Consider the following 25,717-nt stretch of genomic DNA (forward strand, 5'->3'; position numbering starts at 1 on the left):
GTCGCGATCCGAAATCCCCCGATACGAATCGCGACCGGACGTGTGTTCAGGTCGCGAGGGCGTCGCTTCCCGATGTCTCGGTCGCCTGTGCGGCGTTGCGCTTCTTGAGGTTGCGACGCACGAACGGCCAGAAGAGCACGAGCACGCCGGTGGCGATGAGGCTCGTCCAGACCTGGGTGCGTCCGCCCTCGGTCGTGAGCATGACGACGAGCACCGCGGCGATGCAGGTGATCAGCAGGATGTTGAGCCACGGGTGCAGCCACATCTTCAGCTTGAGGTTCTCGACCTCCTCCGGCGTCATCTTCTGGCGCAGACGCCACTGGGTCAGCGCGATGAAGACGTAGACGAACAGCGCGACGAGTCCCGCCGAGTTCATGATGAAGTCGAAGATGCCTGAGCCGGGTGTGAAGAAGTTGACGAGGGTGGCGATGAGGCCGCCGATCGTCGAGGCGAGCAGCGCCATGACGGGCACGCCGCTCTTCGACTTCTTCGTCATGATCTTCGGCGCGAAGCCCTGCTCGGCCAGTGCCGAGAACATGCGCGACGCGGAGTACAGGCCGGAGTTCAGCACCGAGATCACGGCTGTGAAGATCACGAGCTGCATGATGATGCTCGCGCCGGGGATGCCGAACTGCTCGAGCGCGTACGTGAACGGCGCGTTCGCGACGTCGGTCGGCACGGGCAGCTCGTCCCACGGCACGACGGTGACGATGATGAGCACGGAGCCGACGAAGAACAGCAGGATGCGCCAGATGATGGTGCTCGTCGCCTGACGGATGCCCTTGGCAGGATCCTCGGACTCCGCCGACGCCATCACGGCGATCTCGGTGCCGAAGTACGAGAAGATCACGAGCGCGACGCCGGTGAAGGCGACGCCGTAGCCGTTCGGGGCGAATCCGCCGTGCTCCCAGAGGTTCGAGACCGAGACCTCGGAGTTCGGCCAGAGTCCGAAGGCGAAGAGCAGACCGGCACCGAGGAACACGACGATCGCGAGCACCTTGATGCTGGCGAGCCAGAACTCGACCTCGCCGAACGTGCGGACCGAGATGACGTTGGTCCCGACGAAGATCGCGATGAGGATCAGCGACCAGGCCCAGGACGGCACCACCGGGAACCAGCTGGCCATCGTCTCGCCGCCCAGGACCGCCTCATAGGCGAGCACGCCGACCCAGAAGTACCAGTAGAGCCAGCCCACGAGGTAGGCGGCCCAGTTGCCGAGGCCCACCCTCGCGTACTCCATGAACGAGCCGATGGCCGGACGCGATGCCGCCATCTCGCCGAGCATGCGCATCGCCAGGAACACCAGCAGTCCGCCGATGAGATACGACAGCACGGCGGCCGGCCCCACGGCGCGGATGACGTTGCCCGATCCGACGAACAGGCTCGCGCCGATGATCCCGCCGAGCGTGATCATCGTGACGTGACGGGACCGCAGCTTCTTCGTGCGCGGGTTCGCGCCGGCGAAACCGGCCGACGTCTCAGGAGAGACGGGCCGATCCCACTGCGATTCCGGTTCGGTCGACATATCAGGCCGCGGCGAGCGCCGCAGCGACGACGTCGAGACCCTCGTTCAGGAGGGCGTCGCCGATCGAGAGCGGAGGCAGGAAGCGGATGACGTTGCCGTAGGTGCCGCAGGTGAGCACGATGACGCCCTGGGCGACGCACGCCTTGGCGACGGCCGCGGTGAGTGCAGCATCCGGTGCCTTGGTCTCGGGATCGACGAACTCGGCCGCGATCATCGCGCCGTGTCCGCGGATGTCGCCGATGCGGGCATCCTTCTCCTGCATCGCGCCGAGGCGCTGCGTGAGGATCTCGCCGATCTCGCGCGCCCGCTCGATCACACCGTCGTTCTCGAAGACGTCGATCGCCGCGAGGGCTGCCGCGCACGCGATCGGGTTGCCGCCGTAGGTTCCACCGAGGCCGCCCGAGTGCGAGGCGTCCATGATCTCTGCCCGGCCGGTGACGGCTGCGAGCGGCAGGCCGCCCGCGATGCCCTTGGCCGTGGTGATGAGGTCGGGCTCGACGCCGAAGATCTCGCTCGCGAACATGTGGCCGGTGCGGGCGAAGCCCGTCTGCACCTCGTCGGCAATGAAGACGACGCCGTTCGCGCGGCACCACTCGGCGATCGCCGGCAGGAAGCCCTCGGCGGGAACGATGAAGCCGCCCTCGCCCTGGATCGGCTCGATGATGACGGCGGCGAGGTTGTCGGCGCCGATCTGCTTCTCGAGCTGGAGGATGACGCGGGATGCCGCCTCGGGGCCCGCGAGCCCGTCGCGGAACGGGTACGACATCGGAGCGCGGTACACCTCAGGCGCGAACGGGCCGAAGCCGCTCTTGTAGGGCATCGACTTGGCGGTCAGCGCCATGGTGAGGTTGGTCCGGCCGTGGTAGCCGTGGTCGAAGGCGACGACCGCCTGGCGACCGGTGTGCTTGCGGGCGATCTTGATCGCGTTCTCGACGGCTTCGGCACCGGAATTGAACAGCGCGCTCTTCTTCGCGAAGCTGCCGGGGGTGAGCCGGTTGAGGGCCTCGGCCACGCCGATGTACGACTCGTACGGCGAGATCATGAAGCAGGTGTGCGTGAACTGCGCGGCCTGCGCGGCGACGGCTGCGGCGATCTTGGGGTGTGCGTTGCCGACCGTGGTCACGGCGATGCCGGATCCCAGGTCGATGAGCGAGTTGCCGTCGGCGTCGACGACCACTCCTCCGCCTGCGGCGACGGCCGCCACGGGGACCGTGTGTCCGACACCCGCTGCCACGGCGTCCGCCTTGCGTGCGAGGATCTCCGCCGACCGGGGGCCGGGAAGGTCTGTCACGAGGCGACGCTCCTGGGGGAGCTCGGGTCCGCCGAGGGGAACTGCAACAGCTGCGTTGTCGAGGAGTGCCATGTGGGCGAGCGTACGACCGGAGCAGTGGGCGCCGCATTCGCCGGGCTGTACAATCTGATCGAGATCATCGCCGGGTCGTACAACCCCGTCGGCCGAGCCGCGGAAGGAGCAGGGCATGGATGCCGCCGAGCAGCCCACACTTCGCGCGCTCCTCAGCCGTCGCGACCTCGGCCTGAGTCTCATCTCCGAAGAGAGCGACCTCCCGCCGGGCGCCGTGGATCGCCCGCTGCGTTGGGTGCACAGCTCCGACCTCGCCGACCCGACACCCTTCCTCGCGGAAGACCTCGCCCTGCTGACCACCGGCACCCAGTTCGATGCCGGCACCGACTTCGACGTCTACGTCGGGCGCCTCTCCGACCGAGGTGTGCTCGGCCTCGGCTTCGGCACGGACGTGCACCGCGCCGGCATCCCCGACGAGCTCGTCATCGAATGCGCACGCCGCGGGATCCCGCTGTTCGAGGTGCCCTACCGCACGCCGTTCATCGCCGTCGCCCGCGCGCATTCCGAGGCGATCGCAGCACAGGCGTACGCCCGCAGGTCGTGGGCGCTCGACACCCAGCGCGCGCTGGCACTCGCGGCGCTCCGCCCGCACGGACTGGACGCGACCGTCGCCGAGCTCGGCCGCCGCCTCGGTGTCTGGGTCGGCATGTACGACGCGTCCGGCGCCCTGCAGCTGTCGCATCCGCGAACCGCCGTGTCTCCGGGTCGGCTGGCGTCGCTCGGTGAGCGTGCCACCGAGATCCTCACCCGTGGACTCGAGGCAGGGCAGTCGCTCACGATCGACGAGCAGACCTTCATGCTGTTCACAGTCGGACGCGGCGGGCAGCTGAGGGGGGTGATCGCACTCGCGATCGACGCGCTCGACGCAGAAGCCCGCACGGTCGTGACCTCCGTGATCGCGATGGCCGGGCTCGCACTCGAGCAGAGCGACCAGCTCGCCCGCAGCAGGCGGAAACTGAACTCCCAGCTGCTGAGCTCGCTGCTCGACGATGACGCTTCCCTCGCCAGGAAGGTGCTCGGCAGCATGCCGGCGGCCCCCGTCGTGGTGGCGATCGCCGCCGACGCCCCGTCCGGCCCGCTGACCGACTGGTGGGAGCGACGGCGCTCCGAGCACGGCACCGCGAGCTTCCTCGCGGAGTCCCAAGACGGCGTCGTGCTCTGCGTCTCGATGGCCGACGACGCGCTGCTCGACGAGATCGCGACGCGCTTCGGCATCCGCATCGGCGCCTCCGGTTCGGAGTCGTACGACGCGTTCTCGCGGGCGCACGCGCAGGCGCTCGCGGCACTGCGCCAGCAGTCGGACGCGGGGGTGTTCCACTTCGCGGACGCGGCGGGGTCCAGCATCCTCAGCGCACTGGCGACCGACGAGGCTCGCCTGGTCGCCGAGTCGCGCCTCGCTCCGCTGCGCGACCACGACGCGCGATCGGGCGGGGACCTCGAAGGCTCGCTGCGCGTGTGGCTCGAGCACGACGCCAAAGCCGAGCCCGCGGCCTCCGCTCTCGGCGTGCACCGTCACACGCTGCGGTCGCGGATCACGCAGGCTGGTGCCCTGCTCGGCAGCGATCTGTCGTCGTTCCCCGCCCGCGCCGAGTTGTGGACGCTGCTGCAGACCGCGCGGGACTAACTGTCCGGAGGCACCGCGACAGCATCTCGGCGACGACAGCGGTGTCATCCCACAGACACCCGGGACTTCGGACAGTCTCTCTACGGTTCTCCCGCTGCAGACCCGGCGGGCCGGTTGCGCCGCCACGGTTCCTCGGCTTTCAGCAGGTCGACCATCTCTCCGCCGAGCCGCGCGCGCAGCTCCGCATCGGCCGAGCAGCGGTTGATGATGTCGGCGACGATCACAGGGTCGGTCTTGAGATAACGGACGTTGGCCGTGACTCGCCCTGTCCCCGACACAACGAGCGCGCCACCCTCCGCGTGCGCGAAGATCCCGTGATCCCACGGGACGAGGCGAGTGCGGCCCGACACCAGTCCGCCCGTCTCGACGCCTTGCGCATCGATGACGATCGTCGCCGACGTGAGCGCAAACCACACGATCCGCCCTCCCAGTGCGACACAGATCACCCCGGCCAGGAGGAACAAGGCGCCGCTTCCTCGCCGCCCGCCCCCGTTGCCGAGATCCGACAACGCGAGCAAGAAGATCACGAGAGTCGCCGCCCCCAACAGGATCACCACGACGCCGAGCCAGACCACACGGCGTGCAGAGGAGAATCGCATCGCTCCCGGCGCCAACGTCGCGTCGAGGTAGCCGAAGCTCGCATTGCGCAGCCTCCGTCGATCGAACTCGGTGAGCGCGACTGCCACGACCGGAAGCACGGTCAGCCCCATGGCGAGCACTCCCCCGGCGACGCCGAGGCTGATTGTGCCCACGATGAAGGCGACGACGAGCACCGGAACCACCCAGTCGGACACGTCCGTTCGGGCGGGTCCCGAGTTCGGAGCCTCGGGCGCCCGGCCGATGTATTCCTGCCGTCGGACGAAGGTCCCGAGAGGGGATTCGCTCACCGTGGCACATCCCCGCTGAGATCCATCCAGCGATCGACGAACCAGTCTCCGACGTCCTCTCCGATGTCGCCGACGACGATGAATCCGTCCTCAGTCCACGAATAGATGCCCTCTCGCCAGGATGGCGGCGTCGTCGTCCAGATCCCGGACACGGCACCGCCGATGGCCGCTCCACCCGCCGAGGCGAGCACAGCCACGCCGCCTGTACCCACGCCGAGCGCCACCGCGCCGGCTGCGATACCTGCTCCCCCCGCGGCCGCCCCGCCCCACCCCACGGCGACATCGACGGGCTCTTCGCCGCGCGTGATGTCCCAGACGCCGAGGCCGATCTCGACGGCAGAACCGGCGATAGGGAGCACCTTGCGAGAGGCACGCAGAATATCGGCAATGGAATCACCGACGCCCGCCGAGATCTTCATCGATTCGGGCAGCTTCGCGGCGATTCTCTCCTCGAGCAGAGCACGAAGCGCGGGATCTCGGGTGACGCCTGCCTTGCGCCGCATCTCGTCGGCATCCTCCCGCCATGTCATCGCCGTCTCGCGCAGGTTCTCGATCCGCATCTCCCACGAGCGGTCGAGGAGAGGCTCGGCCACCCCCTCGGCGACTCCGGCCGCCTCACTCAAGGCATCGAGCAGTTCCTCGGCGAGGCTGGAGTTCGGCAACCCCGCGGCGAACAGGAGGATGTTGTCGTGCACCCACGCCTCGTTGCCCGCATGCCATTCCACGACGTCGATCTGGATCCTCTGATACTCGCGGCGCAGATCGGTGAACTGCTTCCACGCTTCGAAGCCCTCGTCCTCTCTGGACTGAGGGACCGGGCCTTGCCAGTGTGGGAGCGACACCAGCGTCCCGTCGACCCTCATCCCGAGTTCCGCCGCACGATGGAGCAGCCCCTCGAAGTGCTCCTGCATCCGTTCCACGCGCCCTGCGTAGGTGTGGAGGATCTCCGCGAACGGTCCCGCGATGTCCGTGATCTGGCGGGCGGCCTCTACCATCGCTCTCGACGCCTCACCGAACGACTCCGCCGACGGGCCACTCCAACTGCGTGGCCCCGACACGTTGAGACCGCTCGTGTAATCGATCGCATCGCCCGCGCTCTCCGCTCCGTGGCGGAACCACTCTCCGGCAGCGCGAAGCGATGAGGCCCTGCCCCCGACTGCGACCTCGAACGAATCAGTCATCATTTGTCCAGCTCGATGACTGCGGCGGCCTTCAGAAGACCGGCAGAGATCTCCTCTTCGTCACGAAGCACACCGGCGCCGATGTCATCGACGATGACGGCCAGCGTCGAATGCACCTGTCCGAGCACACCCAACCACGCACTGACGCGTTCGACGACGTCCCCGATCGGCTCGCACGCCACTCCGCCGTCGATGGCCTCCGGCGTCGTGTCGACCGCCTTCTTCGCCTCCTCGACATCGCGCCGCATCGCCTTGGCAATCGCGGCCAGCTCTTCGGGGTCGACCTCGATCCGGGTCACGAGCCCCACCGTCGCGTCGTCTGCTGCGCCTGCTGGTCGACATCAATCAGCAAACGCGTGATCTGCCGCTGACTCGCCAGCTCGATGAGCTGCGTCGAAGACACGAGCATCCATGGCGCCTCGGCTCCCGCACCGCGGTGCAGTCGGTCGAGCGCCGTGTACGCGATGAGGGCCCTCTGACCGTTCGCGAGCTCTCGTATCGTGATGCGAGAGCGATCGGTGTCGGCCGGCTCGGCCGGCACATACAGCACCGGCGGCAGCTCCTTTTGCGCGACGATCTCCATCCATACCCCCCTGGTTCTGGGTCGATCCTAACCTCCGTCCCGTCGTTGCTCGGAGCGATGACCGGTCGATGTATATTGCAATCTTGTGACGCTCGTCATAGTTTTGCAATGTCGGCTCTTCGGCCGCATCCGCTGACGCACTGTCGCGTCACTGCGAAGGAGACAACGTTGTCCAGAACATCCACTGCACCCGACGCCACTGAGGCCTGGCCGGTACCACGACGCGTCACCGCTATCGTCCTGTTCTGCTGCTGGATGGCGATCCTCGCCGACGGCTACGACATCGGCGTGATCGGAGCCGTGCTGCCGGCACTGGCCGAGGATGCAGCCTGGTCGCTGTCCCCCGTCGCGCTCGGGGGGCTGGCCTCCTGGGCTCTCGTCGGAATGCTCATCGGCGCGCTGTTCATCGGCACGCTGAGCGACAGGGTCGGCCGCAAGCGGATGCTGCTGGTGTCGATGTCGATCTTCACGTTGATGCAGCTCGGTGCAGCGCTCGCCCCCACGCCCGAGATCTTCGGGTTCTTCCGCTTTCTGGGCGGCCTCGGAATGGGAGGAATCATCCCGGTGGCCGCAGCCCTGACCATCGAGTACTCCGCACCCCGGCGACGCGCCTTGAACTACGGGATCATGTACTCCGGATACTCGCTGGGCATCGTCGTGTCGGCGCTCGTGGCCATCATGTTGCTCCCGCACCTCGGCTGGCGCTGGGTGATCGCGGTCGGCGCGTTCCCGATCATCCTCATCCCCGTCATCGCGAAGGTGCTGCCGGAGTCCCTCGAATCCCTGGAGAACCGCGGCCGCCACGATCGCGCAGTCGACCTCGCGCGCCGCCTCGGCATCCAGCCCTACACCCCCGCCGACCGGCCCACGCTTCCCGATGGCGAACGTCGGCCGTGGCAGAGCATCCTGCACCAGCTCTTCTCCCGTCGCTACCTGCGCTCGACCGTTTTCCTGTGGATCTCGCTGTTCTCGGGACTGCTGCTCGTCTACGGCCTGAACTCCTGGCTCCCGTCGATCATGCGCGCCTCGGGGTACGACCTCGGTCCTGCGCTGACGTTCCTGATGGTCTTCAGCCTCGCCTCTGCCGTCGGCGGCCTGGGGCTCGGCTACCTCGCCGATCGTTTCGGAGCAAAGCCGGTGCTCATCATCTTCTACGCGCTGGGCGGAGTGGGTTGCCTGCTGCTCATGTTCCCCAACGGGATGTTCGTGAATCTGGTGCTCGTGGCCATCTCGGGCATCGGATCGATCTCGACATCCCTGGTACTCACGGCCTACATCACCGACTACTATCCGGCGTCAGTTCGTGCGACAGCAGCGGGCTGGGCGTTGAGCTTCGCACGCATCGGAGCGATCCTCGGGCCGATCATGGGCGGCTGGCTGGCCTCACTCGCGATAGGCGTCGAATGGAACTTCGTCGCCTTCGCACTCGTCGCGATCGTCGCCGCGGTGGCCGTGTCGTTGGTTCCGAAGAAGCGCGCGGCTCTGGCCTGACGCGACTCAGCGCGGCGCGTGCGCCTCGAGGAACTCGTACACATCGGTCGTGTCCACGCCGGGGAAGGCCCCCGTCGGCAGCGTGGCGAGCAGGGTGCGGGGCGTCTTCACGTTCGGCCAGGAGTTCTCGCGCCACCGCCCCTCGAGCTCTGCCGGAGCCCTGCGACAGCACACCTCGACCGAGTGCTTGGAGACTCCTCGGTGCGCAGTGTCACGACCGACGAACCACTTGGTGTCATCGAATCGCACGCCCACGCTGACCGAGTGCAGGCCCTCACTCGAGGCCTCGACGCGGGCCGTGCACCAGTAGGTGCCGTTGCCGGTGTCGGTGTACTGGTAGTACGGGTTGAAGCGGTCGTCCTCGTCGAACACGACGCGACTGGTCCAGCGCCGGCAGCACATCTGCCCTTCGATCGCCCCCAGCCGATCGGTCGGGAAGTTCACGTCGTCGTTCTCGTACGCCTTTGTGATCGTGCCCGACTCGTGCACCTTGAGGAAGTGCACGGGGATGTCGAGATGACGGGTCGCGAGGTTCGTGAAGCGATGCGCCGCGGTCTCATATGAGACCGAGTAGGCATCTCGCAGGTCCTCTATCGAGATCGCCCTGCGCGCTTTCGCGTCCTTCAGCGCGGGAACGACGTGCGCCTCGGGCACGAGCAGCGCTCCCGTGAGGTAGTTCGTCTCGACGCGCTGGCGCAGGAACTCCGCATAGCTGCGTGGCTCCGAATGGCCGAGGATGCGGCTCGACAGCGCCTGCAGCACTGCCGTCCGCGCATCGCCTTTGGCCGGCACACTGCTCGACAGGTACAGCCGCCCGTGCGCGAGGTCGGCCACGCTGCGGGTGGTCTGCGGCAGGTCGGGTGCGTAGTGGAGGGTGAACCCCAGGTAGGCGGCGATCTCGGATGCTGTCCGCTGGGTGAGTGGGCCGCCGGGGTGCCCGACAGCCGCGAGGATCTCGGCCGCCTTCTGCTCGAGGTCCGCGAAATGGTTGTCCTGCCGGCGCATCAGGTGACGCAGCTCGACGTTCGCGCGCCGGGCCTCCTCCGGAGTGGCGGCGCGCTCGTCCTTGAGCCGATCGATCTCGCCGTGCAGCGCGAGCAGCGCCTTCAGAGCATCCGTCGGCATGCTCTTGGCGATCCGGAACGGCTCGATCCCCAGGGCCTGGAATGTCTGGCCCTTCATCGCGCGTTCGAGGGCGATCTCGACCGCGCTGCGCTCATCGAGCGGCTCACCCTCGAGAAGCGCATCGATCGTGACACCGAGTGCCCGCGCGATCGCCTGCAACTGGGTGAGCTTCGGTTCGCGCTTTCCCGTCTCGATCATCGACATCTGACTCGGGGCCCGATCGACGGCCGCCGCGAGGTCGTCGAGGGTCATCCCGCGCGCCGTGCGCAGCTGACGGATGCGTCGCCCGATCGTGAGGGCGTCGGCGTCTTCTTCGACCACTGAGGTGCTCATACGGCCGATTCTGTCACAGAAACAGAATTTCGGTCGATCTTCACACGCGGATCGGCCGGTTGCGCGCGGCTTCTTCACTCACAGTGGAAACACGCCACCCGGCTTCACGGTCCGGGCATCCAACGGAGGAGACACCATGACGAACACCGCTCAGAACCGCACTCCCCGCCCCGCAGGTCTGCGCGCCGGCGACCAGGTTCAGACGGCCGCCGAGCTCCGGGAGATCTGGGAGACCGATCCCCGTTGGGACGGCGTCGAGCGCACGTACTCGGCCGAAGACGTCGTCCGCATCCGCGGGTCGGTCCGCGAGGACTCCACCCTCGCCCACCGCGGAGCCGAGAACCTCTGGAACCTGCTGCACACCGAGGACTACGTGAGGGCTCTCGGCGCCTACACCGGCGGCCAGGCCGTGCAGCAGGTGCGTGCGGGCCTCAAGGCGATCTACCTCTCGGGCTGGCAGGTCGCGGCCGACGGCAACCTCGCCGGGCAGACCTACCCCGATCAGTCGCTCTACCCGGCCAACTCGGTGCCCGCGGTCGTGCGTCGCATCAACAACGCGCTGATCCGTCAGGACCAGCTCGAGCACGCCGAGGGCGACGTCACCCAGGACTGGCTCGCCCCGATCGTCGCCGATGCCGAGGCCGGGTTCGGCGGGCCGCTCAACGCCTACGAGCTCGCGCAGTCGCTGATCCAGGCGGGCGCCGCGGCGATCCACTGGGAAGACCAGCTCGCGAGCGAGAAGAAGTGCGGTCACCTCGGCGGCAAGGTGCTCGTGCCCACCCAGCAGCACATCCGCACGCTGAACGCGGCACGCCTCGCGGCCGACGTGGCAGGTGTCCCGACGGTCATCATCGCCCGGACGGATGCTCTCGCCGCCGACCTGCTCACCAGCGACGTCGACGAGCGTGATCAGCAGTTCACCACGGGCGAGCGCACGACCGAGGGCTTCTACCGCATCCGCCCAGGCATCGACTCGGTCATCAGCCGCGGACTCGCGTTCGCCCCCTACGCCGACCTGCTGTGGGTCGAGACGGGCGAGCCCGACATCGAGCTGGCCCGTGAGTTCGCCGCAGCCATCCACGCGCAGTTCCCCGGCAAGCTGCTCGCGTACAACTGCTCGCCGAGCTTCAACTGGAAGCGCCACCTGTCGGACGCCGAGATCGCGACGTTCCAGCAGGAGCTGGCTGACCTGGGCTACAAATTCCAGTTCATCACGCTCGCCGGCTTCCACGCCCTGAACCACTCGATGTTCGACCTCGCCCGCGGTTACGCCGAGCGCGCCATGAGCGCGTACGTCGAGCTGCAGGAGGCCGAGTTCGCCGCCGAGGCGAACGGCTACACCGCCACCAAGCACCAGCGCGAGGCGGGCACCGGCTACTTCGACGTCATCTCCACCGCGCTCAACCCCGACAGCGCGACCCTCGCCCTCGCAGGCTCCACCGAAGCCTCGCAGTTCCACTGACTCGTAAAGGACGCAGACCATGACCACTCCCACCGCTCCCCCGACCATCAGCCCGACCACCGCTCCGATCCAGACCACGCAGCAGGGCCCCGCGATCACCGTCACCGGTCCGCTGCGTGAGCGCTACGACGAGATCCTCACCCCCGAGGCGATCGCGTTCCTCACCGAGCTGCACCACCGCTTCGCCTCACGCCGCCACGATCGGCTGGCCGACCGGATGCGCCGGCGGTTCGAGATCGGCAACGGCCACGATCCACGATTCCGCGACGACACCGCGCACATCCGCCAGGATGCCGAGTGGCGCGTCGCCGGCGCGGGCCCCGGCCTCGAGGACCGCCGGGTCGAGATCACCGGTCCGACCGACCCGAAGATGACGATCAACGCCCTGAACTCGGGCGCTCGGGTCTGGCTCGCAGACCAGGAGGATGCGACCAGCCCCACATGGAAGAACGTCATCGAGGGCCAGCTGTCCCTCCGCGACGCGATCCGCGGCGAGCTCTCCTTCACGGGTCCGTCGACCGAGCAGGGTCCGGGCAAGGAGTACCGCGTCACTGCGGAACGCACGCCCACCATCGTGATGCGCCCCCGCGGATGGCACCTGCCGGAGAAGCACCTGCAGTTCACCGATCGCGCGGGGCGCCGCACCGCGGCATCCGGTTCGCTCGTGGACTTCGGCCTCTACTTCCTGCACAACGCGAAGGAGCTCATCGCGAACGGGCTCGGCCCGTACTTCTACATCGCGAAGCTGGAGTCGAGCGAAGAGGCGAAGCTGTGGGACGACGTGTTCTCCTTCAGCGAGGAGTACATCGGAATCCCGCACGGCACGATCCGCGCCACCGTACTCATCGAGACGCTGCCCGCGGCGTTCGAGATGGACGAGATCCTGTACGAGCTGCGCGACCACTGCGCAGGCCTCAACGCCGGACGCTGGGACTACATCTTCTCGATCATCAAGAACTACCGCGGTCGCGGCGCGCGCTTCGTGCTCCCCGATCGCAGCGAGGTCACGATGACGGTGCCGTTCATGCGGGCCTACACCGAACTGCTCGTGCAGACCTGTCACAAGAGGGGCGCCTACGCGATCGGCGGAATGAGCGCCTTCATCCCCAACCGCCGCGACCCCGAGGTCACGGCGCGGGCTTTCGAGAAGGTGTCGGCTGACAAGAAGCGCGAGGCCGGCGACGGCTTCGACGGCACCTGGGTGGCCCACCCCGATCTGATCCCCACAGCGCAGGCGGAGTTCGACGCCGTGCTCGGCGAGCGACCGCATCAGGTCGACCGTCAGCGCCCAGAGGTCGCGGTGACTGCGGCGCAGCTGCTCGACGTGCACATCGGGCGCCCGATCACGGCCCGCGGAGTGCGCGACAACGTCTCGGTGGCGATCCGTTACCTCGAGGCGTGGCTGCGGGGCCTGGGCGCGGTCGCCATCGACAACCTGATGGAGGATGCCGCCACCGCCGAGATCAGCCGCTCGCAGGTGTGGCAGTGGATCCACCAGGACCGCACCACCGAAGACGGCACGCCGATCACGGCCGAGTACATCGAGAGCCTCATCCGCGATGTGCTCGCGCAGGCCACGCGATCAGCCGGCGACCGGTTCGACGACGCAGCGGAGATCTTCCGCGACGTCGCCCTGCAGGAGGAGTTCCCGGCGTTCCTGACACTCGGCGCGTACAGTCGCTTCCTCGTCGACGAGGACTGACTCGCACTGCACAGAAGCCCCTCGGATGCCGCGATCCGGCATCCGAGGGGCTCTGCCGTTCCGCCCTGTGGACAACCGGGTTCGAGCGTCTCCGCCCCGCCCTACGCTCGCGGGATGTCGACACCTACACCCCTGTCCGAACACGCTCTCCGCGTCCGCCGCACCGCCTCCCTCAGCCTCAGTTCCGCCTCGCTAGCGATCACCCTGCTGACGGCGATCCCGATCGCCCTGGTCCTGTTCGGCTTCGAGGAGAACGCCGCTCTCCATGTCCCCATAGAGCTCGTGAGCCCATCGCAGAGCATCGCGAGCGCGACCGGCGCGGTCGGGCTCGTGCTCGGCGGGAACCTGCCGCATGCGGGTGTCCCCAGACCGAGACTCCCCGTGCAGCTGGGGGTGGCAGCGCTCCTCACCGTCGGCGCGTCGACGGTGCTGCTGGCGATGCCCGTGCTTCTCATGGTCGCTTCCCTGCTCGCCGGCATCCTGACCATGTTCTGACCGGCGGCGCCTGCGACCACGGGCGGGCGTAGCCTGAGATCATGAGCGACGCCTGGTCCGACATCTCCGCCGAGTTCCTGCACCTGTACCCCCGTGGACGCCGTCTGCTCGTCGTCGCGGGGGCGGATGCCGAGCGTTCACGCCACGCGGCCGATGGCCTCGCCGCCGCTCTGACCGCCGCGGATCAGCAGGTCGAGCGCAAGCACACGGACGATGGTGACGAGCAGGTTCTGCGCACCGATGTCATCGCTCCGTTTCGCGCATCCCCCGACAGCGGCAGCGTGCTCGTCGTCTCGGGTCCGCCCGCGCTGCTGAGTGAGACCGCTCGCGGTCTCTGGAACTTCATCGTGTGGCAGCTCGCGGGAGACGAGGCCCCGCACACGCTCGCCTCGGCGCTCGTCGATGTGACCGACCCCGCGAATCCGACCCGGCGCTTCGCGGACTACTGCGCGCTTCCCTCGTCGTTCGGCGCCTGACGCGCACCCGGAGGTTCGCGGGTGCCTCGGTTCCCCCGACCGAAGCACCCGCACGTCCACCCGTTCTCCCGCGGGCGGTCCGTCATACCCGGCGCTCACGCGCCTGTCCCCGAGCTTCCGGACGGGCGGTCCACCGCGTCCGGAAGCCGTGACAGCCGACGAACCCGAAGCCGGAGCTTCGTCGCCATCTGCCGTCATGACCCGCCTGGGGACACGGGCAAGCTCAGGTTATGCACGCGCAGAACGCGCCGGAAGAGACGCCGACCCTTCTGTCACCCGGTGCACGAACCCCGGCACGCAGTGCACCCGTTGGCACGCGAATCGCGATCTCGTGTCACCGGATGACGGTCAGAGCGAGAGGCCGAGCTGCTCGTCGCTGAGCAGCATCGCCTCGGCCAGTCGCGGCGGCTGCGTGCGTGCGGCGAGGCGGAACGCACTGGGGCTCAGACCGACATGGCGGGAGAACTGCGCGCGCAGCGCGGCAGCATCGGCGAACCCCGAGCGCAGGGCGACCGCCGCGAGATCCTGAGGAGGAGTCGACAGCAGCTCTTCCCTGGCCGTCACCAGGCGGCGGCGCAGCAGCCGGCCGGCGAGGCTCTCGTCCGTCCCCGCGTAGAGGCGGAACAGCTGGCGCCGACTGATGTGCAGCTCAGCGGCGAGCTCTTCGATACCGAAGCCGGCGTCGCGATGACGCCGCTCGATGATCCGCCCCGCCTCAGCGCGGAGCTCACTCGCCCGATCGGTCTCCCCGTCGCCGGGGAACTGCCGGAAGAGACCACGCACGAGAGCGAGGAGCGCGGCTTCGGTGCCCGCGAGCGCTCCGGCACCCTGATCTGGGTCCTTGGCCCATTCGAAGAGCATCCGTCCGAACGACGCACCCGCAGCCCTCGTCAGAGGTGTGTCCGGGAACATCTCCGCGCCTCGCGCCAGCACATGTCGATACCCCGGGATCGCCGCGACAGGGACGACGACACCTGTCGTCTCACTCACACCGAGATGCTCGACGGCCGAGGCGCCGAGACTCGACATGAACCCCATGCGCCCGACGCTCATGAGCTGGATGCCCGCAGCCGTGTGCAGCCGCTGACCTCCCTGGTTCGACATCCCGACGATGATGATGTCCTCGTCCTCGGGGGAACCACGGTCGTAGCTCACGGTGTGCGCCGTCTCGAGGGTGCTGTAGAGCATCGTGGCCCCGATCGACCTGCGCAGGAGCGCCGCCTGGAACGCGTCGGGATCGTCGGCTCTCATGGTCCCGAAGTTGGAGAGCTGGAGCATCCCGAGATGTCCATCGAGACGGATCACCTCGGCGGAGAACCAGTCGGGGACGACATGCTCGTCATCGGCGGACGGCGACGTCCACAGCCCCGTGGACAGTCTGCCCAGCCAGGCGGCCAGTTCTGCATCATCGATCACCCGCGACATCGCAACCCCCAGCGGATGCGAGCCGCGTCGGCGTCGGCTGCCCCGTCCCGGCCCTCACGATAGGGATGGGGGCGGTGCCGTGCAATATACAGTCGACGACTCCTGCCCGGAGACAGGCACCGTCGCTAGCGGAACGATGCCGCCACCGAGTTGCGGTGATAGTCGAACACGATGCTGGTCCTCGTCGAGGCGACGCTCGACTGCGCCGAGAGGTGCTCCAGCACGAACTCGCGCATCTCCGAGGAGTCGGCGACGGCGATGTGCAGCAGGAAGTCGTCGTCTCCCCCGAGGAAGAACACCTGGATGACCTGCGGCAGCACCCGCACGCGGTCGGCGAACTCGACGATGCTCTCTCTGCGCCCGCTCGGGCGCAGAGTCACGCCGATGATCGCCTGCAGGCCCGCGCCCAGCATCCGCTCGTCGACACTCGCGTGGAAACCGCTGATCACGCCCCGGTCGACGAGGGCGCGCAGGCGCGCGTGTGCGGTCGACGGGGCGACACCGAGATGTCCGGCGAGCTCGGCGTTCGTCATCCTCCCGTCGGCGCTCAGCAGCTGGACGATTCGCGCATCGATCGCATCGAGCGCCGGTGCCCGAAGAGTGTTCGACTGTGTGGCCTCAGATGACGTCTCCATGCGAACGATTATGCAGGATTCTCTCGATGAACGAATGTTCTTCAGCCATTCTGTCGATCAGTCGACGTTTCTGCGATTCTGAGATGTACCCACGCAACCGTCACTTGGAGGATCGATGAAGATCGGCGTGCCCACAGAGGTCAAGAACAACGAGAACCGCACCGCGCTCACGCCTGCGGGTGCCGACCGTCTGGTGCACGAGGGCCACCGCGTGCTCGTGCAGTCCGGCGCGGGCGTCGGGTCCGGCATCTCCGACGAGGCGTATCGTCTGGCCGGCGCCGAGATCGTCGCTACGGCCGAAGAGACCTGGGGCGGGGCGGAGCTCCTCATCAAGGTGAAGGAACCGATCGCGCAGGAGTACGGCTTCCTTCGTCCTGACCTCACTCTCTTCACCTACCTGCATCTCGCGGCCGATCGCGCATTGACGTCCGCGCTCGTCGATGCGGGAACCACCGCTGTCGCCTACGAGACCGTGCAGCTGCCCGATCGCAGCCTGCCGCTGCTCGTACCGATGAGCGAGATCGCCGGCCGCCTCTCGGTGACCATGGGCTCGTACTCCCTGATGCGGTCAGCGGGCGGACGAGGCGTGCTGATGGGTGGAATCGCCGGTGCTCCTCGCGCCAAGACCGTCGTGATCGGCGGCGGTGTCGCCGGGGAGCATGCGGCAGCCAACGCCCTCGGCCTCGGTTCTCAGGTGACCGTGATCGACATCTCGCTGCCGCGCCTTCGTGAGCTCGAGCACCGCTACGGCGGCGCTCTGCAGACTCGTGCGTCGAGCAGGTACGACATCGCCGAGGAGCTGGCGACGGCCGACCTCGTGATCGGCTCGGTGCTGATCCCCGGTGCCGCCGCACCCAAGCTCGTCACCGATGACATGGTCGCGGCGATGAAGCCAGGATCGGTCCTCGTCGACATCGCGATCGACCAGGGCGGATGCTTCGAAGGCTCGCGTCCGACCACTCACGACGACCCCACCTTCGCTGTGCACGACTCGATCTACTACTGCGTCGCCAACATGCCGGGCGCTGTGCCCGAGACCGCCACCCGCGCCCTCACCAACGCCACTCTCCCCTATGTGTCGGCCATCGCCGGCAGGGGGTGGGAGCGAGCCGCGGCGGACGACGCCGCGCTCGCCAAGGGCCTCAATGTGCAGGGTGGACGCATCACACTGGATGCCGTCGCACGCGCGCACGGCTTCGCCACGGCATGACCGGCTGAGCTGAGACAGGCAGGAGGGCCGAGGAGTCGATCTCCCCGGCCCTGCTCCCTGCCATCGGTCGCGTCTAGCGTCCGGGGTCGAAACGGATCGTGTTCCGGAGCGCACCGATCCCCTCGATCTCGGTCACGACCACGTCTCCGTCGCGCAGCCACCGCGGCTCCGGCATCCCGAGAGCCACGCCTCCCGGCGTTCCGGTGAGCACGATGTCGCCGGGGCGGAGTGCCGTGATCTGCGAGACATAGGCCACGAGGTCGGCCGCGTCGAAGACGAGCTCCGCGGTGTCGGCATCCTGCACGAGCTCGTCGTTCACCGCGCAGGTGATGCGCAGCCCGGAACTGGGATCGAGTTCGTCAGCAGTGACGACCCACGGCCCCACCGGCGTCGTCGCGTCGAACGCCTTGCCCTGCAGCCACTGCAGTGTGCGCTGCTGCCAGTCCCGCATCGAGATGTCGTTCGACACCGCGTACCCGAGGATCGCCGCCCTCGCCTGCTCACGGTCGGCCCGATGCACCTCAGCGCCGACTATGACCGCCAGCTCCGCTTCCCAGTCGAGCTTGCGCGTCTCGCGCACGACGATGTCGTCTGCGGGCCCGGTCAGCGTGTCTGCGAACTTGGCGAACAGAGTCGGGAACTCCGGCACCGGTCGCCCCGTCTCGAGGATGTGGTCGCGATAGTTCAGGCCGCAGCAGAACACCTTCGCGGGCCGTGGCACCGGGGTGGCGAACTCGTGCGCGTCGATATCGGCCCTGGCCGGATGCCGCAGAGCATCCGCCGCACGCGTGCGCCAGTCGGGGGCAGCGATCAGCTCCTGCACGTCGGACTCGTCGAGCAGCACCCATCCCGCCGCGTCCCCCACCGCCGCATGTGTGCCGCCGTCTCGGCGCACCGTCGCAAGACGCATCAGGCGTCCTGCGCGCCAGACAGGTGCGCGACGCCCTGGATCTCGATCAGCGCCTCCGGCTGCCAGAGCCGTGTCACGCCGATACCCGCCATCGCGGGGTACTCGGTGCCGGCGAGCTCGCGCCATCGTCTGCCGATCTCGCGGCCGTTGCGCTGATAGTCGTCGACGTCGGTGAGGTAGATGGTGACGTCGACGAGGTCGCGTGGTTCACCACCAGCCGCCGCCAGGGTGGTCAGCACGTTCGAGAACGCCTGGACGAACTGCTCCACGATGCCGCCAGGGACGATGTGCCCGGCGGCATCCATCGCCGTCTGACCGCCGAGATAGACGAACTCTCCGGCTCGGACGCCGTGCGCGAATCCGCTCGGCTTCACGAGCGACTCGGGGTTGATGATCTGCCGCGACATGTGCGGTCTCCTTCGTTTCGGTCTGTCTGAGTTCCTGGGTCCGCGTGTCTGCGCGTGTCGATCGATGGCCGGCTCAGTGAGCCAGCGCTGCAGCCCCCGCGGGCCGAGGCACCCACCGGCGATGAGCGGTGTCGGCGCTCTCACCCTGCGCGTCTCGCACCAGCGCCAGGCGCGGGCGCACCGCATCGGTGCGCGAGGTCGGGGGCTTGCGGGATCCGGCGCGCAGCGGTGGCACCCACTCGGCACCCGGGCCGCGATACCCCTGATCGGCGGCCGCATGCAGGGTCCACTGCGGATCCCACAGGTGGGTGCGACCGAGTGCGACCAGGTCGGCGCGGCCTGCCAGCAGGATCGAGTTGACGTCGTCGTGACTCGAGATGGCTCCGACGGCGATCACGGAGACGCCCGCCGCCGCCGCGACGCGGTTGCGGATCGCATCGGCGAACGGCGTCTGATAGCTGCGCCCGAACTGAGGTTTCTCGTGCGTCGCGATCTGCCCCGACGACACGTCTATCGCGTCTGCGCCGTGGGCGATGAAGGCCCGGGCGATCTCGACGGAGTCGTCGATCGTGTTCCCGCCGTCGATCCAGTCCTCGGCGGAGAGCCGCACGGTCAGCGGCAGATCCTCCGGCCAGGCGGCGCGCATCGCGTCGAACACCTCGAGCGGATAGCGCAGGCGGTTCTCGAGAGAGCCGCCGTACTCATCTGTGCGCCGGTTCGAGATCGGAGAGAGGAACGACGAGATGAGGTATCCGTGCGCCGCGTGCAGCTCCGCCAGGTCGAACCCCGCGGCCGCTGCACGTCGCGTCGCCGCCACGAACTCCTCGAGGATCGCGGTCATGGTCGTCCGATCGATCTCCTCGGGCACCTGATTCTTCGGCCCGTACGGGAGCGCCGACGGGGCCACGGTCTTCCAGTTGCCCTGATCGAGCGGCTGGTCGATCCCCTCCCACATCCGCCGGGTGGAGCCCTTGCGACCGGAGTGTCCGATCTGCACGCCGATCATGGCGGTCGAGTTGCCGTGCACGTAGCCGACGATGCGCCGCCAGGCGTCCGCCTGGGTGTCCGAGTAGAGCCCCGCACACCCCGGCGTGATACGCCCCTCGGACGATACGCACACCATCTCCGTCATCACGAGTCCGGCACCGCCCATAGCCTTGGAGCCGAGGTGCACCAGGTGGAAGTCGCCCGGCACGCCCTCGACCGACGAGTACATGTCCATGGGCGAGACCACGATGCGGTTCTTGAGTTCGAGTCGTCCGATGCGATGAGGCCGGAACATCGCCGGCTCGTCGGCCTCGCGACTCGCCAGCGGCGCGCCGCGCACGACCTCGCTCGCGAAGGCGGGGTCGCGCACCGCCAGATTGTCGAGGGTGATGCGCCTGCTGCGGGTGAGCAGGTTGAAGGCGAACTGCAGGGGTTCCTGGTCTGCGTACTGCCCGATCCTCTCGAACCACTCGAGCGAGGCCTGCGCCGCGCGCTGCGTCGATGCGACCACGGGCCGACGCTCGGCCTCGTAGGCGTCGAGCGCGTCGTCGAGCGAGACATGCTCATGCACGCAGGCGGCGAGCGCGAGAGCATCCTCCATCGCCAGCTTCGTGCCGGACCCGATCGAGAAGTGCGCGGTGTGTGCGGCGTCGCCGAGGATCACGAGGTTCTCATGATGCCAGTGCTCATTGCGCACCGTGGTGAAGTTGAGCCACTTGGAGTTGTTCGTCAGCACCTCGTGACCGTCGAGCACCTCGGCGAAGAGCTCTCGGATCCGGTCGACCGAGTACTGATCGCTGACCCCGGGCGGGAAGAGCTCACCCTCGGTGGCGTCCAGACCGGCCGCGCGCCAGACGTCTTCATGCATCTCGATGAGGAACGTGCTGCTCCCGTCGGAGTACGGGTAGCCGTGCAGCTGCATGATGCCGTGCGGCGTGTGCTGCACGGCGAACGTGAACGCCTCGAACNNNCGGCGAACTGCCCTCGCGCGAAGGAGTTCACTCCGTCGGCGGCGAGCACGAGATCGTATTCCGCCATCAGCTCGGCGGCATCAGGAGCAGGAGTGCGGAACCGGATGTCGACACCGAGCTCGAGACACCGCTGCTGCAGGAGCTGCAGCAGCTCCTTGCGTCCCATCGCCGCGAATCCCTGTCCGCCGACGGTGTGCGTGGCGCCGCCGAACACGATGTCTATGTCGGTCCACCGGGCGAACTGCTCGCCCATGCGCGCGGCGATGACCGGGTCGGCGTTCTCGATCCCTCCGAGGGTCTCATCGCTGAAGACCACGCCGAACCCGAAGGTGTCGTCGGGGGCGTTGCGCTCCCACACGGTGATCTCGTGGGCGGGGTCGAGCTGCTTCATGAGTGCGGCGAAGTAGAGCCCTCCGGGCCCTCCGCCGATGACGGCTACGCGCATGTCAGGCTCCTTGAGTGTCGGATACGGCGAGGTCGAGCGCTGCGGCCGCTCGTTCGCGAAGGATGAAATGCTGCACCTTGCCGCTGGGATTGCGGGGCAGCTCGGTGAGATAGTCGATGCGGCGAGGGCACTTGTACACCGCGAGGTGGGCCTTGACGTGGTCGAGGATGTCGGCGGTGAGCGCGTCAGAGGGCGCGATGCCCTCGCGAGGCACGACGAATGCGGCGACGATCATGCCCCGTTCGGGATCGAGGCACCCGATGACCGCGCACTCGAGCACGTCGTCATGGCTGAGCACCACCTCCTCCACCTCGGGCGCCCCGACGTTGTAGCCGGCCGTGACGATCATCGAGTCGTTGCGGGCCTGGAAGGTGAAGTAACCGTCCTCGTCCTGCACGAACGTGTCGCCGGTGATGTTCCACCCGCCGTGGACGTACACGCTCTGCCGCTCGTCGTCGAGGTAGCGGCATCCCGTCGGGCCGATCACCGCCAGCCTGCCCGGTTCACCCGCGCCCAGCTCGCGCCCGTCGTCGTCGAGGATCGTCGCGCGGTAGCCGGGCACGGCCCGCCCGGTCGCACCGGGGCGGATGTCGTCGCCGGATGCCGAGATGAACACGTGCAGCATCTCGGTCGCGCCGATGCCGTTGATCAGTCGGAGTCCGCTGGCGGCCTCGACGGCCTCGAACGTCGAGATCGTGAGGTGCTCCCCGGCCGCGACGCCGATGCGCAGTCGGCGGAGCTCGCCGGCGAGCCCCTCCTTGATGATCGAGCGATATCCGGTGGGCGCGGTGTAGAGCACCGTGATCCCCAGGGGCTCGATGAGCTTCGCGAGCTCGATCGGCGTGGCCCGCTCGACGAGCACCATCGCGCCACCGGTCCGCAGCGGGAACACCACGTTTCCGCCGAGCCCGAACGTGAAGGCGAGTGGCGCGGTGCTCGCGCTCACGTCGTCCGCGGTCAGGTGCAGCACGTGCCGCGCGAAGGTGTCGGCGTTGGCGAGGATGTCGCGATGGAAGTGCATCGTGATCTTCGGCACTCCGGTGGTGCCGCTGGTCGCGCCGAGGAGGGCGACATCGTCTGCGGCGGTGCCCACCGGATCGAACACGCCTCGTTTGGAGTCGCACGCCCTCACGAGTTCGTCGTCGTCTCCGCCGGCCACGACGATCGCAGGCGGTGTGTGCATCTCTGCGAAGGCGATCTCGGCGTCCTCGACTCCTCGCCGATCGACGATGGCGACGCGGGGCTGCACGCGCTCCGCGATCGGACGCAGCTCTCTGGCCTTCCACGCCACCATGGTGGTGACGACGATCATTCCGGCCCTGAGCGCGCCGAGCCAACATGCCACGGTCCATGGACCGTTGAGCATGCGCAGCAGCACCCGGTTTCCCGGCACGAGACCGAGATCCTCGGTGAGCACCTGGGCGAACTGGTCGGCCCGCCGACGGAGCTCGCCGTAGCTCCAGATGGTCCCGTCTGCGAGCAGGATCGCCGTGCGATCGGCGCCGAGCTCGTCGATGGTCCGGTCGAGGAGTTCGACGGCCGCATTGAGTCGCTCCGGGTAGAGGACATCGGGGATCGTGAACTCGAGAGTGGGCCAGAGGTGGGCAGGTGGCAGCGAGTCACGTGCGAACGTGTCGACGTGCGCTGAGCGGGAAAGCGTCATTGCCGGTCCCTTCGGAAGCGAAGATGGAGTGAGGTCAGAGCGGACGACCCGGGCGGATCATCCCCTCCTGAGCGACGGTCGCGACCAGGCGTCCGTCCCGTGTGTAGAACCGGCCGAGGCCGAGACCGCGCCCGTCGGAGATGGCTGCGCTCTCCTGCGCGTAGAGCAGCCACTCATCGGCGCGCGCCGGCGCGTGGAACCACATGGCGTGGTCGAGGCTGGCCGTGACGAGACCTTCGTCGCGCCACGGGAGCCCGAGGACGCGCAGCATCGGTTCGAGGATCGTGTAGTCGCACACGTAGGCCAGCGCGAGTTGGTGCGTGCGCGGATCGTCGTCGAGCCTGTCGAAGGAGCGCACCCACACCGCCTGGTGCGCCGTCCGTTCGCCTTCGATCTCGACGTAGACGGCTCCCGGGACGTGCCGCATGTCGAAGCTGCGTCCGTGCGACCAGTAGTCGATGTCGGCACCCTCCGACCCCGCGAGCACCTCGGCGGACGAGCGGAGCAGCTCGGGCATGGGGGCGTCCGGCATCGGCGGGGCGTGCTCGGGGAACGATTCGGGGACGTGGAACGATGCCGTCGCCATGAACGCGAGCTTTCCCCGCTGATAGCCGCGCACGTGCCTGGTGGAGAACCCTCGACCGTCGCGGATCACCTCGACTTCGTAGTGCACCGGCTCCGCGACGTCGACGCCGCGCAGGAACGTGCTGTGCACGGAATGCAGCGACCGGTCGTCATCGACGGTGCGGAGGGCGGCCGCGATGCTCTGGGCGACGGTGTCTCCTCCGTACGCTTTGGGCCACGGCACCGGCTGCGGCTGTGCCTCGAACGCTCGGTCCGTCTGCGTCGTCGTCACCTCGGTGAGGGCGATGGCGCGACGGAAGGCTGCGGAGGTGCTCATACGCGCCGGAAGCCGTCGAGCGTGGCGTCGGCGACGTCGTCGAGATTGACGACGATGTTGTCGGGCGTGCGCGTGGTCAGCCAGACGAGCTCGTCGGTCACCGACATGTTGGCCTCCACGTGCGGCATGAACGGCGGCACGAACACCCAGTCGCCGGCCGTCATGTCGAGATGCTGGCGGTACCCCTCGCCGAAGTAGATGCGGGCCGAGCCTCGGAGTACGTATCCTCCGGTCTCCGCCTCGCCGTGGTGGTGCGGCAGCGATCGGTAACCGGGATCGTTCGACACCTGGCCGAACCAGATCTTCGTCGCCTCCGTGTGCTGCGGGCCGACCCCGGAAACGCGGACGCACCCTCCGGACGACATCGTCTGCGTGTCTTCCTCGCCGGTGCGGGTCACCTGCGGGATCCGATCCCAGCGCAGTTCGTGCTCGGTCATGAAAGCTCCTTCGCTCCGTGTCGAAGAAGTGTCACACACGTGACGACCGTCACGCAAGTGCGATACCAATATGCAGCGTCAGGTCATCAAGGAGGCCACGAAACGCTCCGCGGCCGGCTCCAGCCGCTCGTGCAGCTCGGCGAACAGGCGTCCGGCCTCGACGCCGATCCATCCCTCCGGCAGCAGGTCCAGCGGCAGCCCCGGATCGAGGTACACCAGCCGCCTCCACTGCGTGATCGCCCGGACATGGGCAGCGAATGCCGCCGGCTCGTCGGCCTCGTCGAGCATCCCCTCGAACGTGTCGACGAATCCGCGGTAGAGCGGTTCCATCGCGGCGAGATCCCACCAGCCGCGCACGGCGTCCTCGAGCGGATCCGACGACATGCGGGAGCCGAGGAAGAGCTCGACATAGCCGTCGAGCCCGGCTCGACGAAGCGCCGTCCCGGTCTCGTCGGCGATCAGCCCCGGTGCGATCCAGAGCCCGCCGCTCACCTGCCCGAACCCCAGTCGCTGCAGGATCTTGCGCAGCTGGTGACGCAGCGGGCGCTCACTCTCGGGGACGCTGAACGACGCCAGCAGCCACGGATCGCCCGGCTCCGCTCTGCGCGATCCGAAGATGCGCCGGTCACCGGCCGAGAAGACCGCCTCGAGCGAAGACGAGAGGCGATACGAGCCTCCCCCCTCGGCCATGAGAATGCCGCGCTGCTTCAGCCTCGACACCGAGGAGCGCACGACACCCGCGTCGACCCCCAGCGCGGACATCATCTCGATGAGGGACGCGATCCGGATCTCGCCGCCGTGAGCGCGGACGTAACGCCCGAACACCGTCACTATGAGGTGCTGCGGCCGGACGCCACCCTCTGGCATCAGATCGTCCGCATCCACCGCATCGCCGCCCGTGCTCATGAGCATTCAGCGTACTGGTCTGACCGGTCGAGTTCGGGAGCGGCACTCATGCCGGTGCCGTGCCTGCGGCGTGATCGAAGATCAGCTGGGTCTGCGACTGGCCGAGATCCGGATGGGATCCCACGTGCACCCTGATGAACTCGCGCAGGGCGGGCACGTCGGCCATCGCGACGTGGATGACGACGTCCCGGTCTCCGCCGAGCAGGAACACCTGCTGCACACCGGGGATCGCCCGCATGAGGGGAATCAGCTCGGTGACCTGGCTGCGGGCATGATCGAGTACCGCCACCGAGATCAACGCGCTGATCGCCGCACCTGCGGCCTGAGGATCGACGACCGCACGGTACCCGCGGATGACCCCGGCATCCTCGAGCATCCGCACCCGTCCATGACACGTCGAGGGCGCGAGCCCCACACGGACCGCGAGCTCCTTGTTCGACAGTCGTCCGTCCTGAGAGAGCTCGCGGAGGATCAGCCTGTCGGAATCGGTCAGCGTGAACGTCATCGTTCGCCTTTCAGCTGTAGCAAGCCTGCCCGAATCCTGTACGAACAAGTTCGGCTTTCTCGAATCAT

General features: G+C 68.1%; 24 protein-coding genes. 7 read left to right on the forward strand and 17 right to left on the reverse strand.

Annotated elements, in window-relative coordinates; translation table 11 throughout:
• Positions 1–46: 46 nt before the first annotated feature.
• The gene (locus tag ASF80_RS15510) at positions 47–1,525 is read right to left on the reverse strand and encodes an amino acid permease (RefSeq protein ID WP_056312784.1); all 1,479 of its coding nucleotides are present in this window, start codon (positions 1,523–1,525) and stop codon (positions 47–49) included.
• 1 nt (position 1,526) lies between these two features.
• Complete coding sequence (gene gabT, locus ASF80_RS15515) at positions 1,527–2,888, reverse strand: 4-aminobutyrate--2-oxoglutarate transaminase (protein ID WP_056312786.1); 1,362 nt, start codon at positions 2,886–2,888, stop codon at positions 1,527–1,529.
• 115 nt (positions 2,889–3,003) lie between these two features.
• Between gabT and ASF80_RS15520 the strand changes: the two genes are divergently transcribed.
• A complete protein-coding gene (locus ASF80_RS15520) occupies positions 3,004–4,512 on the forward strand; it encodes a PucR family transcriptional regulator (protein ID WP_056312788.1) in 1,509 nt (502 codons plus the stop codon).
• Positions 4,513–4,592: 80 nt separating this feature from the next.
• Here ASF80_RS15520 and ASF80_RS15525 read toward each other — a convergent pair whose 3' ends face one another.
• From ASF80_RS15525 to ASF80_RS15540, 4 genes are all read right to left on the reverse strand, one after another.
• Positions 4,593–5,399, reverse strand: coding sequence for a hypothetical protein (locus ASF80_RS15525; RefSeq protein WP_056312790.1), 807 nt, complete (start codon positions 5,397–5,399; stop codon positions 4,593–4,595).
• Positions 5,396–6,394, reverse strand: a complete 999-nt coding sequence (locus tag ASF80_RS15530) for a hypothetical protein (RefSeq protein WP_200934820.1) — start codon at positions 6,392–6,394, stop codon at positions 5,396–5,398. The genes ASF80_RS15525 and ASF80_RS15530 overlap by 4 nt, the downstream gene beginning before the upstream one ends.
• A gap of 185 nt (positions 6,395–6,579) precedes the next feature.
• Positions 6,580–6,879, reverse strand: coding sequence for a hypothetical protein (locus tag ASF80_RS15535; RefSeq protein ID WP_157521102.1), 300 nt, complete (start codon positions 6,877–6,879; stop codon positions 6,580–6,582).
• Positions 6,876–7,163 (reverse strand): SAV_915 family protein, encoded by a 288-nt coding sequence (locus ASF80_RS15540; RefSeq protein ID WP_056312796.1) that lies wholly within the window; start codon positions 7,161–7,163, stop codon positions 6,876–6,878. Before ASF80_RS15540 ends, ASF80_RS15535 begins: the two co-directional genes overlap by 4 nt.
• Positions 7,164–7,331: 168 nt before the next feature.
• On the opposite strand from ASF80_RS15540, the gene ASF80_RS15545 reads away from it, so the two are divergent.
• Positions 7,332–8,654 carry an MFS transporter gene (locus tag ASF80_RS15545; RefSeq protein ID WP_056312798.1) on the forward strand — a complete coding sequence of 441 codons (1,323 nt, stop codon included), beginning with the start codon at positions 7,332–7,334 and terminating at the stop codon, positions 8,652–8,654.
• Positions 8,655–8,660: 6 nt separating this feature from the next.
• Here ASF80_RS15545 and ASF80_RS15550 read toward each other — a convergent pair whose 3' ends face one another.
• Positions 8,661–10,112, reverse strand: coding sequence for a helix-turn-helix domain-containing protein (locus ASF80_RS15550; protein ID WP_056312800.1), 1,452 nt, complete (start codon positions 10,110–10,112; stop codon positions 8,661–8,663).
• 136 nt (positions 10,113–10,248) lie between these two features.
• Here ASF80_RS15550 and aceA point away from each other — a divergent pair, with 136 nt between their 5' ends.
• From aceA to ASF80_RS15570, 4 genes are all read left to right on the forward strand, one after another.
• Positions 10,249–11,574 carry an isocitrate lyase gene (gene aceA, locus ASF80_RS15555; RefSeq protein WP_056312803.1) on the forward strand — a complete coding sequence of 442 codons (1,326 nt, stop codon included), beginning with the start codon at positions 10,249–10,251 and terminating at the stop codon, positions 11,572–11,574.
• Positions 11,575–11,593: 19 nt separating this feature from the next.
• Positions 11,594–13,276, forward strand: coding sequence for a malate synthase A (aceB, locus tag ASF80_RS15560; RefSeq protein WP_235560017.1), 1,683 nt, complete (start codon positions 11,594–11,596; stop codon positions 13,274–13,276).
• Positions 13,277–13,390: 114 nt separating this feature from the next.
• Positions 13,391–13,771, forward strand: coding sequence for a hypothetical protein (locus tag ASF80_RS15565; RefSeq protein ID WP_056312804.1), 381 nt, complete (start codon positions 13,391–13,393; stop codon positions 13,769–13,771).
• Positions 13,772–13,812: 41 nt separating this feature from the next.
• Entirely contained in the window at positions 13,813–14,247 is a 435-nt protein-coding gene (locus ASF80_RS15570; RefSeq protein WP_056312807.1) for a hypothetical protein, read from the forward strand.
• Between the two features lie 348 nt (positions 14,248–14,595).
• On the opposite strand, the gene ASF80_RS15575 is transcribed toward ASF80_RS15570, so the two are convergent.
• Positions 14,596–15,663 (reverse strand): AraC family transcriptional regulator, encoded by a 1,068-nt coding sequence (locus ASF80_RS15575; RefSeq protein WP_162239139.1) that lies wholly within the window; start codon positions 15,661–15,663, stop codon positions 14,596–14,598.
• A gap of 134 nt (positions 15,664–15,797) precedes the next feature.
• Complete coding sequence (locus ASF80_RS15580; RefSeq protein WP_056312810.1) at positions 15,798–16,307, reverse strand: Lrp/AsnC family transcriptional regulator; 510 nt, start codon at positions 16,305–16,307, stop codon at positions 15,798–15,800.
• 115 nt (positions 16,308–16,422) lie between these two features.
• On the opposite strand from ASF80_RS15580, the gene ald reads away from it, so the two are divergent.
• A complete protein-coding gene (gene ald, locus ASF80_RS15585; RefSeq protein ID WP_056312812.1) occupies positions 16,423–17,517 on the forward strand; it encodes an alanine dehydrogenase in 1,095 nt (364 codons plus the stop codon).
• Positions 17,518–17,590: 73 nt separating this feature from the next.
• On the opposite strand, the gene ASF80_RS15590 is transcribed toward ald, so the two are convergent.
• The 8 genes from ASF80_RS15590 to ASF80_RS15625 form a co-directional block, all read right to left on the reverse strand.
• Positions 17,591–18,427 (reverse strand): fumarylacetoacetate hydrolase family protein, encoded by an 837-nt coding sequence (locus ASF80_RS15590; RefSeq protein WP_056312814.1) that lies wholly within the window; start codon positions 18,425–18,427, stop codon positions 17,591–17,593.
• Positions 18,427–18,834: a RidA family protein gene (locus ASF80_RS15595; RefSeq protein WP_056312816.1), complete on the reverse strand. Its 408-nt coding sequence runs from the start codon at positions 18,832–18,834 to the stop codon at positions 18,427–18,429. Before ASF80_RS15595 ends, ASF80_RS15590 begins: the two co-directional genes overlap by 1 nt.
• A gap of 73 nt (positions 18,835–18,907) precedes the next feature.
• Positions 18,908–20,789, reverse strand: a 1,882-nt coding sequence (locus ASF80_RS15600; protein ID WP_235560018.1) for an FAD-dependent monooxygenase, incomplete at its 5' end; no start/stop codon positions are given.
• Positions 20,790–21,238: 449 nt separating this feature from the next.
• A complete protein-coding gene (locus ASF80_RS15605) occupies positions 21,239–22,900 on the reverse strand; it encodes an AMP-binding protein (protein WP_056312818.1) in 1,662 nt (553 codons plus the stop codon).
• Between the two features lie 34 nt (positions 22,901–22,934).
• Complete coding sequence (locus ASF80_RS15610) at positions 22,935–23,801, reverse strand: acyl-CoA thioesterase (RefSeq protein WP_056312820.1); 867 nt, start codon at positions 23,799–23,801, stop codon at positions 22,935–22,937.
• Complete coding sequence (locus ASF80_RS15615; RefSeq protein ID WP_056312823.1) at positions 23,798–24,238, reverse strand: cupin domain-containing protein; 441 nt, start codon at positions 24,236–24,238, stop codon at positions 23,798–23,800. Before ASF80_RS15615 ends, ASF80_RS15610 begins: the two co-directional genes overlap by 4 nt.
• Before the next feature lie 78 nt (positions 24,239–24,316).
• Positions 24,317–25,144, reverse strand: a complete 828-nt coding sequence (locus tag ASF80_RS15620) for a PaaX family transcriptional regulator C-terminal domain-containing protein (RefSeq protein ID WP_056313642.1) — start codon at positions 25,142–25,144, stop codon at positions 24,317–24,319.
• 46 nt (positions 25,145–25,190) lie between these two features.
• Positions 25,191–25,649, reverse strand: coding sequence for an Lrp/AsnC family transcriptional regulator (locus ASF80_RS15625; protein WP_056312825.1), 459 nt, complete (start codon positions 25,647–25,649; stop codon positions 25,191–25,193).
• Positions 25,650–25,717: the final 68 nt, after the last annotated feature.

This window comes from Microbacterium sp. Leaf159 (assembly GCF_001423615.1).
GTDB lineage: Bacteria > Actinomycetota > Actinomycetes > Actinomycetales > Microbacteriaceae > Microbacterium.